This is a genomic window from Streptomyces sp. NBC_00259 (assembly GCF_036181745.1).
Lineage (GTDB): Bacteria > Actinomycetota > Actinomycetes > Streptomycetales > Streptomycetaceae > Streptomyces > Streptomyces pratisoli.
Genome location: NZ_CP108080.1, coordinates 3,957,155 through 3,969,728, shown reverse-complemented (window position 1 = coordinate 3,969,728; position 12,574 = coordinate 3,957,155). Strand labels below are relative to the sequence as shown.

8 protein-coding genes and 1 tRNA gene are annotated in these 12,574 nt (G+C 68.8%); all 9 read right to left on the bottom strand.

Translation table 11 applies throughout. The annotated features are described in order from the left end of the window. Positions 1–76 precede the first annotated feature (76 nt). The 9 genes from OG766_RS17825 to dnaN all read right to left on the bottom strand — a co-directional run bounded on the left by OG766_RS17825 (position 77) and on the right by dnaN (position 11,836). Entirely contained in the window at positions 77–1,687 is a 1,611-nt protein-coding gene (locus OG766_RS17825) for an MFS transporter (protein WP_266380338.1), read from the bottom strand. Between the two features lie 153 nt (positions 1,688–1,840). Then, positions 1,841–1,917, bottom strand: a tRNA-Ile gene (locus tag OG766_RS17820). Between the two features lie 82 nt (positions 1,918–1,999). Further along, positions 2,000–2,575, bottom strand: coding sequence for a DUF3566 domain-containing protein (locus tag OG766_RS17815; RefSeq protein ID WP_266384236.1), 576 nt, complete (start codon positions 2,573–2,575; stop codon positions 2,000–2,002). A gap of 126 nt (positions 2,576–2,701) precedes the next feature. After that, positions 2,702–5,317 (bottom strand): DNA gyrase subunit A, encoded by a 2,616-nt coding sequence (gyrA, locus tag OG766_RS17810; RefSeq protein WP_328725747.1) that lies wholly within the window; start codon positions 5,315–5,317, stop codon positions 2,702–2,704. Positions 5,318–5,358: 41 nt separating this feature from the next. Then, on the bottom strand, positions 5,359–7,437 hold the full coding sequence (gene gyrB, locus OG766_RS17805; RefSeq protein WP_323137292.1) for a DNA topoisomerase (ATP-hydrolyzing) subunit B: 2,079 nt from the start codon (positions 7,435–7,437) through the stop codon (positions 5,359–5,361). Positions 7,438–7,933: 496 nt separating this feature from the next. Next, positions 7,934–8,488, bottom strand: a complete 555-nt coding sequence (locus OG766_RS17800) for a DUF721 domain-containing protein (RefSeq protein ID WP_266380333.1) — start codon at positions 8,486–8,488, stop codon at positions 7,934–7,936. After that, entirely contained in the window at positions 8,485–9,654 is a 1,170-nt protein-coding gene (gene recF / locus OG766_RS17795; RefSeq protein WP_266380330.1) for a DNA replication/repair protein RecF, read from the bottom strand. Before recF ends, OG766_RS17800 begins: the two co-directional genes overlap by 4 nt. Positions 9,655–9,717: 63 nt before the next feature. Beyond that, positions 9,718–10,596 (bottom strand): phosphogluconate dehydrogenase (NAD(+)-dependent, decarboxylating), encoded by an 879-nt coding sequence (gnd, locus tag OG766_RS17790; protein WP_266380328.1) that lies wholly within the window; start codon positions 10,594–10,596, stop codon positions 9,718–9,720. Positions 10,597–10,705: 109 nt separating this feature from the next. After that, positions 10,706–11,836 carry a DNA polymerase III subunit beta gene (gene dnaN / locus OG766_RS17785; protein WP_266380326.1) on the bottom strand — a complete coding sequence of 377 codons (1,131 nt, stop codon included), beginning with the start codon at positions 11,834–11,836 and terminating at the stop codon, positions 10,706–10,708. Positions 11,837–12,574 lie beyond the last annotated feature (738 nt).

Genomic DNA, 12,574 nt, shown 5'->3' with positions numbered 1-12,574 from the left:
CCACCCCGGTGTGCCGGGCGACCCTCAACTCGCCCCTGCCGAGCGGGCGCCCGTGCCCGTGCCGTCCGGGCCGCGGCTACGTCGAGCGAGGCTGGACCGTCGGGATCCTCGAGGTGAAGAACATCGCCAGGACCGCGGCGAGCGCAAGGACGGCGAGTGCGGCGCGCAGGCCGTCGAGCCGGGCCTCGGCATTCGCGTCCAGCGCGGCCTGGGTCACCTGCTCGCTCGTCCCGGCCTTGTCGAGAGCGGTCTTGAGCTGGGCGTCCGACAGGAAGGTCACCCCGCTTTGAAGCTCGACGGCCGCCTGGCTCTTGACCTCGGCAGGGACCGCCGGATTCTGCTCGACGCCGGCCAGGAACGACGACGCGAGCGTGGCGATCAGGATCGAGCCGGCGAGTGCCGTACCGATCGAGGAGCCGAGGTTGGTGACGGCGTTCTGGATGCCACCGACCTCCGCACTCTGCTCGTCCGGTACCGCGGACACGGTGACCGACCCGAGCTGGGACGCCAGCGCACCCATGCCGAGCCCGATCAGCAGGAGCGGGATGCCGACGATCTCCGCTCCGGCGTCCGCGTCGAGCGCGGCCATCAGGACCACCGCTCCGGCGAGCAGCGCAAGGATCCCGAGCCGCACCACCCGCCGCGGCGAGACGTCCGGGAAGAAGCGCGGGATCAGGATCGCGGCCGCCAGCAGTGTCAGTGAGAGCGGCAGGAGGCGTGCTCCGGTCTCGAGCGCGGACAGGCCCAGGGCGACCGACAGGTAGAGCGGGACGACGAAGAACACGCCCATCTGCACGAGGTACTGGAAGAAGAACATGGTCAGGCCGCCGGTGAGCTGTCTGTTCTGCAGCATCGCCGGATCGATGAGCGGCTCCCGGTGCCGCTCGACGAGGCGGGCCTCCCAGCGGAGGAAGAGCCAGACCAGAAGCAGACCCGCCAGCATCAGCCACACGACCAGCGAGACACCGAGCCACGAGGGCGCGTCGGGCTTCGGCCGGAACCAGCCCCACTCGCCGGAGCGCAGCACGCCGTAGACGAAGATCCCGAGCCCGAGGGCGGACAACACGCTGCCGATGAGATCGATGTGCGGGCGCTCACCGCCCGGGACGTCGGCGATGCGGCGGGCGAAGACCAGGATGCCGAGCACCACCAGGACCTCACCGGCGAAGACCCATCGCCAGGAGAAGTACGTCGTGGCGAAACCCCCGATGAGCGGCCCGAGCGCGATCGCCACGGCGCCGGCCGCCGCGACGAGTCCGTAGGCGGCTGGACGCCGTTCGGCGGCGAAGTTGCCGGCCACGAGCGCCACGATCGCGGGCAGGATGAGCGCCGCCCCGATGCCCTCCAGAAGGGACCAGCCGAGCAGCAGCACGGGCAGGTTCGGCGCGATCGCCGTGATGAAGGAACCGCATCCGTAGACGCAGCAGCCGATCATGAACGCGCGTCTGCGGCCGATCAGCGCCCCGACCTTGCCGCCGGGGATCATGAACATCGCCATCACGAGCGTGTAGGCGGTGATCGCGCCCTGAATCCCGGTCACCGTCGTGCCCACGTCGTCGGCCACCGTCGCGATCGAGACGTTCATGACGGAGCTGTCGAGCGCCATCAGGAACTGACCCGCCGCGAGAGTCCACAGGACGAGCCTCGCCCTTGCCGAACCCTCGGCAGTGCCTGTCCCGGGTGTCATGGGCGCATCGTTCCAGCTGCCCGGGAGACGGATCAGCGACCCGCCACGGGGATCAGCCGCTTGGCGGGCGTGGAACCGACGAAGCCGCACGCGGCCGATGTCGGCCGTATACGCAGAAGACCCCCAACCGTGATCGGTTGGGGGTCTTCGAGCTGGTGGGGCTAACAGGATTTGAACCTGTGGCCTCATCCTTATCAGGGATGCGCTCTAACCAACTGAGCTATAGCCCCGCCGCGCTGCGCGCTGACTCCTGAAGGTTAGCGCACGTGGGGGGCAGTCCCAAAATCGGTTCCTACCCCCCGGGACCTTCGCCTACTCGTCCTCGGCCAACGTCAGCTCGACTCCGCCCACGAACCCGGCGGAGAGGTTGTAGATGAAGGCGCCCAGCGTCGCCAGCGCCGTGGCCAGCACGACGTCGATGACCGCGATCACCGAGGTGAAGACGAGCACCCGAGGCAGCGAGAGGAACGACTGCAGATCGAAGCCGTTGCTCTCGTTCGAGCCCGTCGCCTCGCTGATCGTGCCGCCGACCGTCGAGAAGACCCCCATGGCGTCCATGACCATCCACAGGACCGCCGCCGCGACGATCGTGCAGATGCCCAGCGCGATGGAGAGCAGGAAGCTGACCTTCATCACCGACCACGGGTCGGCCTTGGCCACCCGCAGCCGTGCCTTGCGCGTCCGGGGCTGTGTGCTCGCCCCGGTGCGGGGCCGACGGACGGTCGCGCCCGCTGCCGTCTGCTGGGCAGGGCCCTGCTGGCCGCCCTGGGTCCCTCCCTGGGGGGAGGGATACGCCTGCGGCGGATGGTACGGCTGCGTTCCCTGCTGCACCGGCTGCTCCCCACCATAGGTTTCGTAGGGGGCTTGTTGCCCCCGGGTGTCGGTCACGGTCATTGCCCTGCCCTTGGAGGGGACGCCCCCACCCTGGGAGTCCGTGGCGGAGCCACTGGCACCGTTCGATCCAGAAGCATCGCCGGCAGCGGCCGATCCGGCGCCGGTGGCTCCACTCACGCTTTACTCCTCGTGCTCCCCGGCCGAAGGCTCCGTGCCCTCGGCGGCCTCAGCAACCTCGGAGGTCCCGACCGCGACGCCTCCGTCGGCGCCCTCGGTCCCGTCGACCTCTTCGGCCTCGCGACCGGCCTCGGCGTTGCGCGCGATGCCGACGACGGCATCCCGCTTGCCCAGGTTGATCAATTGGACGCCCATGGTGTCACGGCCGGTCTCCCTGACTTCGTTGACTCGCGTACGAATCACACCACCGGACAACGTGATGGCGAGGATCTCATCGCTCTCCTCGACCACCAGCGCGCCGACCAGAGAACCACGGTCCTCCACGATCTTGGCGGCCTTGATACCGAGGCCGCCGCGACCCTGGACGCGGTACTCGTCGACGTCGGTCCGCTTCGCGTAACCGCCGTCCGTGGCAGTGAACACGAAAGTACCCGGCCGCACCACATTCATCGAGAGGAGTTCGTCGCCCTCACGGAAACTCATGCCCTTGACGCCCGATGTGGCACGGCCCATCGGGCGCAGCGCCTCGTCCGTCGCGGTGAACCGGATCGACTGCGCCTTCTTGCTGATCAGCAGCAGATCGTCGTCCGCCGACACCAGCTCCGCGCCGATCAGCTCGTCGTCACGGCCGTCCTCCGTCTCCCGGAGGTTGATCGCGATGACGCCGCCCGAACGCGGGGAGTCGTAGTCCTTCAGCGGGGTCTTCTTCACCAGGCCGCCCTTGGTGGCGAGGACCAGGTAGGGCACGGCCTCGTAGTCGCGGATCGCGAGGATCTCGGCGATCTGCTCGTCCGGCTGGAAGGCCAGCAGGTTGGCCACGTGCTGGCCGCGGGCGTCCCGGCCGGCGTCCGGCAGCTCGTACGCCTTGGCCCGGTAGACCCGGCCCTTGTTCGTGAAGAACAACAGCCAGTGGTGCGTGGTCGAGACGAAGAAGTGGTCGACGATGTCGTCCTGCTTCAGCTTCGTGCCGCGCACGCCCTTGCCGCCGCGCTTCTGCGAGCGGTAGTCCTCGGTCTTGGTCCGCTTGATGTAGCCGCCACGCGTGATGGTGACGACGATGTCCTCCTCGGCGATGAGGTCCTCGATGGACATGTCACCGTCGAAGGGGACCAGCTTGGAGCGCCGGTCGTCGCCGAACTTCTCGACGATGACGGCCAGCTCCTCGCTGACGATCTGACGCTGCTTCTCGGGCGAGGCGAGGATCGCGTTGTACTCGTTGATCTTCGCCTGCAGCTCGTCGTGCTCCTGCACGATCTTCTGGCGCTCCAGGGCGGCCAGCCGGCGGAGCTGCATCTCCAGGATCGCGTTCGCCTGGATCTCGTCGATCTGCAGCAGGCCCATCAGGCCCTCGCGCGCGACCTCGACCGTGTCACTGCGCCGGATCAGCGCGATGACCTCGTCGATCGCGTCGAGCGCCTTGAGCAGACCGCGCAGGATGTGGGCCCGCTCCTCGGCCTTGCGCAGCCGGAACTTCGTCCGACGGACGATGACCTCGATCTGGTGCGTCACCCAGTGGCGGATGAACGCGTCGAGGGACAGCGTGCGCGGCACACCGTCGACGAGCGCCAGCATGTTGGCGCCGAAGTTCGTCTGCAGGTCGGTGTGCTTGTAGAGGTTGTTGAGGACGACCTTGGCAACGGCGTCGCGCTTGAGCACGATGACGAGGCGCTGGCCGGTCCGGGAGGAGGTCTCGTCGCGGACGTCGGCGATGCCGCCGACCTTGCCGTCCTTGACGAGGTCGGCGATCTTCTGCGCGAGGTTGTCCGGGTTGACCTGGTACGGAAGCTCCGTGACCACCAGGCACTGGCGGTTCTGGATCTCCTCGACCTCGACGACCGCGCGCATCGTGATGGAGCCGCGGCCGGTGCGGTACGCCTCCTCGATGCCCTTGCGGCCCACGACCAGCGCGCCGGTCGGGAAGTCGGGCCCCTTGATCCGCTCGATCAGCGCGTCGAGAAGCTCCTCGTGGGTGGCCTCCGGGTGCTCCAGCGCCCACTGGGCACCGGCCGCGACCTCGCGCAGATTGTGCGGCGGGATGTTGGTGGCCATACCGACGGCGATACCGGCGCTGCCGTTCACCAGCAGGTTCGGGAAGCGCGCCGGCAGGACCGTCGGCTCCTGGTTGCGCCCGTCGTAGTTGTCCTGGAAGTCGACGGTCTCCTCGTCGATGTCCCGGAGCATCTCCATGGACAGCGGCATCATCTTGCACTCGGTGTACCGCATGGCCGCGGCCGGGTCGTTGCCCGGGGAACCGAAGTTGCCGTTGGAGTCCACGAGCGGCATCCGCATCGACCACGGCTGCGCGAGGCGTACGAGCGCGTCGTAGATCGAGGAGTCGCCGTGCGGGTGATACGTACCCATGACGTCGCCGACGACGCGGGCGCACTTGTAGAAGCCCTTCTCGGGCCGGTAGCCGCCGTCGTACATCGCGTACAGCACACGGCGGTGGACGGGCTTGAGTCCGTCCCGTACGTCGGGCAGCGCGCGGGACACGATGACGGACATCGCGTAGTCGAGGTAGGAGCGCTGCATCTCGGTCTCGAGCCCGACGGGCTCGATCCGGACCTGCTGGCCTTCCTCTTCGGGCTCGGTGGTCACAGGAGTGTTCTCGTCGGCCATTGCTGGTCTTCAGTCCTTTCGTGCGGTCAGCTGAGACCGACTCAGATGTCGAGGAAGCGGACGTCCTTGGCGTTGCGCTGGATGAACGAGCGCCGTGCCTCGACGTCCTCGCCCATCAGCACCGAGAACAGGTCGTCGGCCTGCGCGGCGTCGTCCAGGGTGACCTGGCCGAGAACGCGGTGCTCGATGTCCATGGTGGTGATGCGCAGCTCCTCGGCGTTCATCTCACCGAGACCCTTGAAGCGCTGGATCGAGTCTTCCTTGATGCGCTTGCCCTGCTGCTTGCCGAGCTCGACGAGCGCGTCGCGCTCACGGTCCGAGTACGCGTACTCGAAGTCGTCCCGGCCCCACTTGATCTTGTACAGCGGCGGGCGGGACAGGAAGACGTGCCCGGCCTCGACCAGCGGACGCATGAAGCGGAAGAGGAACGTCAGCAGCAGCGTGTTGATGTGCTGGCCGTCGACATCGGCGTCCGCCATCAGGATGATCTTGTGATAGCGGAGCTTGGTGATGTCGAAGTCCTCGTGGACTCCGGTGCCGAAGGCCGAGATCAGCGCCTGGACCTCGGTGTTCTGCAGGATCTTGTCGATCCGTGCCTTCTCGACGTTCAGGATCTTGCCACGGATCGGCAGGATCGCCTGGTACATCGGGTTGCGGCCGGACTTGGCGGAGCCGCCGGCGGAGTCACCCTCGACGATGAAGATCTCGCACTTGGTGGGGTCGTTCGACTGGCAGTCGCTGAGCTTGCCCGGCAGCGAGGCGCTCTCCAGCAGGCCCTTGCGGCGGGTCAGGTCGCGTGCCTTGCGGGCGGCGACCCGGGCGGTGGCCGCCTGGATCGACTTGCGGATGATGTCCGCGGCCTCGTTGGGGTTGCGGTCGAACCAGTCGGAGAGGTGCTCGTGCACGACCTTCTGTACGAAGGTCTTCGCCTCGGTGTTGCCCAGCTTGGTCTTCGTCTGGCCCTCGAACTGCGGCTCGCCCAGCTTGACCGAGATGATGGCCGTCAGACCCTCGCGGATGTCCTCACCGGTGAGGTTGTCGTCCTTCTCACGCAGCAGCTTCTTGTCGCGCGCGTACCTGTTCACCAGGCCGGTGAGCGCCGCGCGGAAGCCCTCCTCGTGCGTACCGCCCTCATGCGTGTGGATCGTGTTCGCGAAGGAGTACACGCCCTCGGTGTACTGGGAGTTCCACTGCATCGCGATCTCGACCGAGAGCATGCGCTCCTTGTCCTCGGCCTCCACATCGATCACGGTCGGGTGGATCAGCTCACCCTTGCGGGAGTTGAGGTACTTCACGAAGTCGACGATGCCGCCCTCGTAGTGGTACTTCACCGTCCTCGCCGGCTGCTCCTCGGCCGCCTCGGCGTCGGGGTCGTCGGCGTTCATCGTCGCCTTGGCCGACTCGCGCTCGTCCGTGAGCGTCAGGGTCAGGCCCTTGTTGAGGAAGGCCATCTCCTGGAAGCGGCGCGCGAGCGTCTCGAAGGAGTAGTCGGTGGTCTCGAAGACGTCCGGGTCGGCCCAGAACGTCACGGTGGTACCGGAGTCCGCGACCTGCTCGTGCTTGGCGAGGGGCGCGGTGGGCACGCCGAGCTTGTAGTCCTGCGTCCAGCGGTAGCCGTCCCGCTTGATCTCCACGGAGACCTTGGTGGACAGGGCGTTGACGACGGAGACACCCACACCGTGCAGACCGCCGGACACGGCGTAGCCGCCGCCGCCGAACTTGCCGCCCGCGTGCAGGACGGTGAGCACGACCTCGACGGCCGGCTTCTTCTCGACAGGGTGGATGTCCACCGGGATACCCCGGCCGTTGTCGACGACGCGCACGCCGCCGTCGGCCAGGATCGTGACGTCGATCGTGTCCGCGTGACCGGCGAGGGCCTCGTCGACGGAGTTGTCGACGACCTCTTGCACAAGGTGATGAAGCCCACGCTCACCGGTCGAGCCGATGTACATGCCGGGCCGCTTGCGGACCGCGTCCAAACCCTCGAGGACGGTGATCGCGCTGGCGTCGTACGACGACGAAGAGGTCGGTGCCTCGCCGTTCCCGTCGGCAGCAGTGGAAGGAATGTTCTCGTTGGGGTTGCCGGAATCGGCCACGAAGCGCCCTTTCTGGCACAGCACAAGCCGTTCTCCGGGCAAACGGGACCGGCTGCGTCGTTCGGCAGTAATCGACGTGTCCCGCAGGTCGGCGGGATTGTCCACCAGTCTACCGGTACCGCCGACTGGAATGGGGGTTTGCCGGTGCCTGAGTCCGCATGTGCCGCCCTCAACGGGCGCCTACCGACTCCCCATATTCGGGAAGGGGCTCCAAGAGGCTCACACCGGCATTGAGCGCTTCGGCCTGTCAACCTCCGGCTACGGTGAGGGACGCCCCATGAGTCACAGGCGTGCCGGCGCGTGCGGGGCCCCGGAGCGAGCGCCCGCGGGACGGGCTGAGGACGCGGTGCGGAGGGCGGCGCGGAGAGGGTGCGGACGTGGCAGGGGCGCGGTGCGGGCGCGGGCTTCCGGGTGCCGCGACGCGCGACGGAGGTGCGCCGGAGGGGCGGGCGCGGGGATGCCTGCGCCGGACCTGTAGGCGCGGCAGCAGGGCCCCGGGCCGGGAGCCCTGGGAGAGAGATCAGCCGTATGTGTCGCCCGGGCCCTTGCTGCCCGGCGCGCGGAGCGGGCCGTACCGGTGCGCGGGGCCACCGGGGCCGAGGACCTTGATCAGGCGGACCGTGCCCTGGCCGAGATCCTCGTTCAGCCGGGCCACGAGTCGCGGCGCGAGCAGTCGCAGCTGTGTCGCCCACGCCGTCGAGTCGCACTGCACCGTCAGCACCCGCTCGTCGGGATCCTCGTCGTACCGCAGCGGTACGCAGTGCTTCGCCAGGTCCTCGCCCACGATCTGCGGCCAGCGGCCCATCACACCGCCCACCGCCGCGGGCGTCTCCCAGCCCCGCTCGGTGATCAGCCGGTTGATCGCCGCACCCAGCGGCAGCGGATCCCGGCCGTCCGACCGCGCTCCGGACCGCAGACCGCCGCCCCGCCTGGCCTGCCGCTTATCCTGCGCGGCCGCTCCTCGTGCCCGGGCCTGCTCCTTGGCCGCGCGCAGCGCGACCCGTGCCAGGTCGACGCCCGACGACTCGGGCGCGACCGGTCCCGCCGGAACCGCCGGGAGCTCGTGCTCGCTCATACGCGCTCCACCGCCCCGTCCGCGACCGCGTACCGCGCTCCCGCCAGCACTCCCGGAACGTCGTCGTCGACCGCCGCCGTCACCAGCACCTGCTCGCCCGGAGCCACCAGCTCCGCGAGCCGCTCCCGGCGCCGCGCGTCCAGCTCCGCGAAGACGTCGTCGAGCACGAGCACCGGCTCGTTGCCCTCGGCCCGCAGCAGGTCGTACGAGGCCAGCCGCAGCGCCAGCGCGTACGACCAGGACTCGCCGTGGCTCGCGTAGCCCTTCGCGGGCAGCTCGCCCAGCTTGAGCAGCAGCTCGTCACGGTGCGGCCCGACCAGCGTCACCCCGCGCTCGATCTCCTGCTTGCGCACGTCGGCGAGCGCGGCGATCAGCTGCTCGTACAGCTCGTCACGCGTCTGTGCCGAGCCCTCCGCGGCACCGCCTGGCGTACCGACTGCCGCACCGCCCGCCGGGCCTTCCGCCGAGCCGCGGTACTCCAGTGCGATCGGCCCGCCCCCCGGCGCCAGCTGCTCGTACGCCTTGTCGGTCAGCGGCTGCAGCGTCGCGATCAGATCCAGTCGCCGCGCGAGCAGCTCCGCCCCGGCCCGTGCCAGGTGCTGGTCCCAGACGTCGAGCGTCGACAGGTCCATCGAGCGCCCGCCGTGCCGGCGCGCCATCGCCGCCGACTTCAGCAGCGTGTTGCGCTGCTTGAGCACCCGCTCGTAGTCCGAGCGCACCCCCGCCATCCGCGGCGAGCGCGCGGTGATGAGTTCGTCCAGGAAGCGCCGCCGCTCTCCCGGGTCGCCCTTCACGAGGGCCAGATCCTCCGGCGCGAACATGACGGTCCGCACGATGCCCAGCACGTCCCGGGGCTTGACCTGCGAAGACCTGTTGATCCTCGCGCGGTTCGCCCGGCCCGGATTGAGCTCCAGCTCGATGAGCTGGGACCGCTCGCCCTGGGTGACCGCGGCCCTGATGACCGCCCGGTCCGCCCCCATCCGTACCAGCGGCGCATCCGACGCGACCCGGTGGCTGCCGAGCGTCGCGAGATAGCCGACGGCCTCCACCAGGTTGGTCTTGCCCTGCCCGTTCGCCCCCACGAAAGCGGTGACGCCCGGCTCGAGCGGGACCTCGACCCGGGCGTACGAGCGGAAGTCGGCCAGCGACAGATGCGTGACATGCATGGTGGACGCCGACCTCCCCCGGCTTACCTCTTACCGCTCACAGCTGTGCCAACAGCCTGTGGATTACTTCTTGCTCTCGACCGCGTGCCCGCCGAACTGGTTGCGCAGGGCGGCGATCATCTTCATCTGCGGGGAGTCGTCCTGCCGGGACGCGAACCGCGCGAACAGCGACGCGGTGATCGCCGGCAGCGGCACCGCGTTGTCGATCGCGGCCTCCACGGTCCACCGGCCCTCGCCGGAGTCCTGTGCATAACCGCGCAGCTGCTCCAGGTGCTCGTCCTCGTCCAGCGCGTTGACCGCGAGGTCGAGCAGCCAGGAACGGATGACCGTGCCCTCCTGCCACGAGCGGAAGACCTCGCGCACGTCCGTGACCGAGTCGACCTTCTCCAGCAGCTCCCAGCCCTCGGCGTAGGCCTGCATCATGGCGTACTCGATGCCGTTGTGGACCATCTTCGCGAAGTGACCGGCACCGACCTTGCCCGCGTGCACCGAGCCGAAGTCGCCCTCGGGCTTCAGCGCGTCGAAGACGGGCTGCACCTTGGCGACATGCTCCTCGGAGCCGCCGTACATCAGCGCGTAGCCGTTCTCCAGGCCCCAGACACCGCCCGACACACCGCAGTCGACGAAGCCGATGCCCTTGATGCCCAGCTCGACGGCGTGCCGCTCGTCGTCGGTCCAGCGGGAGTTGCCGCCGTCCACGACGATGTCGCCGGGCGACAGCAGCGCGGCCAGCTCGTCGATCGTGGCCTGGGTCGCGGCACCCGCCGGGACCATCACCCACACCACACGCGGTCCCTTGAGCTTGTCCACAAGCTCCTGAAGGCTGTGGACATCGGCGAGATCCGGATTGCGGTCGTAACCGATGACGGTGTGGCCTGCGCGGCGAATGCGCTCGCGCATGTTGCCGCCCATCTTGCCGAGGCCGACGAGACCGAGCTCCATCAGACAGATTCCTTACGGTGTGGCGTTTCGTACCCGCGTCCGAGCCTACGCCGGGACACGGGCACACACCTGTGGGGTCGGCCGCTCAGAAGTGGGGCCGTGCAGGGGCTCAGCCGCTCAGACGCACCGGCATGATCAGGTACTTGTACGCCTCGTCCGCCTCCGCGTCGACCGCCGGCTTACCGCTCAGCAGCGCGGGCTTCGTGGAGGTGGTGAAGGACAGCTGGGCCACCGGGGAGTCGATGGCGCTCAGTCCGTCGAGCAGGAACGTCGGGTTGAAGGCGATCGAGATGTCGTCGCCCTCCAGCTGCGCGTCCACCCGCTCCACAGCCTGTGCATCGTCGCTGGAACCGGCCTCCAGGATCAGCACACCCTGCTCGAAGCTGAGCCGGACCGGAGTGTTCCGCTCGGCGACCAGGGCGACACGCTTGACGGCCTCGACGAACGGGGCGGTCTCGATCACCGCGACCGAGTTGAACTCGGTGGGGAAGAGCGTCCGGTACTTCGGCAGGTCACCCTCGAGAAGCCGGGTGGTGGTGCGGCGACCGGCACCCTCGAAACCGATCAGACCCTCGCCGGCACCCGAACCGGAGAGCGCCAGGATGACCGTGTCACCGCTGGTCAGCGCCTTGGCGGTGTCCAGGAGCGTCTTCGCGGGCACCAGGGCGACCGCGGAGGCGTCGGGGGACTCGGGCTTCCACAGGAACTCGCGGACCGCGAAGCGGTAGCGGTCGGTGGAGGCCAGGGTGACGGTGTCGCCCTCGATCTCGATCCGTACGCCGGTGAGGACGGGCAGCGTGTCGTCCCGGCCCGCGGCGATGGCGACCTGGGCGGCGGCCGAGGCGAAGACCTCACCCGGGACCGTGCCGGTCGCGGTCGGCATCTGCGGCAGCGCCGGGTACTCCTCCACAGGGAGCGTGTGGAGGGTGAAGCGGGAGGAGCCGCAGACCACGGTCGCCCGTACACCGTCTGTGGAAATCTCCACCGGGCGGTTGGGGAGGGCACGGCAGATGTCGGCGAGAAGGCGGCCGGAGACGAGCACCGTCCCGTCCTCCTCGACCTCCGCCTCGACCGAGACCTTCGCCGAGACCTCGTAGTCGAAGCTGGAGAAGCTGAGGGCTCCGTCCTCCGCCTTCAGAAGAAGGCCCGCGAGAACGGGCGCCGGCGGACGTGCCGGGAGGCTCCGGGCCACCCACGCCACCGCCTCCGCGAGTACATCGCGCTCCACCCGGATCTTCACCGGAACCGCCTCCTGCTGTTGCTCGCTCGCCCTGCTGGCCTTCGTGTCGGCAGGGCTCCCGACGGATGGCGGGGCCCGATGCCGGAGACCAGTCTGACGCACCGCACCGACACTCGGTGCGGCTCGGGGTCAAGTCGAGACAAGAGGCAGCCGAGGCTCCGGCGGCGAGTTGTGCACAGGCCCCTCTTCGAAGCAGATTCCCGGGTAACTAAGAGTGGGAGTAGTAGTAGGGGCTGTGGAAACCGTGGATAACCCCGTCCGCGCAGGTCAGACCCGTTTTTTTGTCCACGGGCCCTGTGGGCGGCAGCAGTGGACAACCGGGCGGATCTGTGGACGGCGGAAAGTTCTGCACACCCGATGCACAGGCCGCTGGGACTTCTCCCCAGTGCCGTCCCCAGCTTTACCCAGGTTCCCCACAGGCCAACCCAGCACCTTGGTGTGACGCCTTTCACTCGGTCCGGTGAGCCGGGGTGTTTCGTTGCCGAACAGTGGACAGGGGTGTGGAGAAGCTGTGGGCAACGGAGCCGCGCCTGTGGGCCGGGTGGGGACAACCCAGGATCACGCCTTGTGGACGAGCCGGGCGTCCACAGTCTGTGGAGCGCGGTTGGACACAATTCCACAACCGGCTGACCTGGAGTGATCACCTCTCGGCCCCCACGCCTGTGGACGCAATCTGGACAACTTCGCAGTCCCCAGGCTGTGGACGGAAGATCTTCCGGATCTCTGTGGAGAACGGGC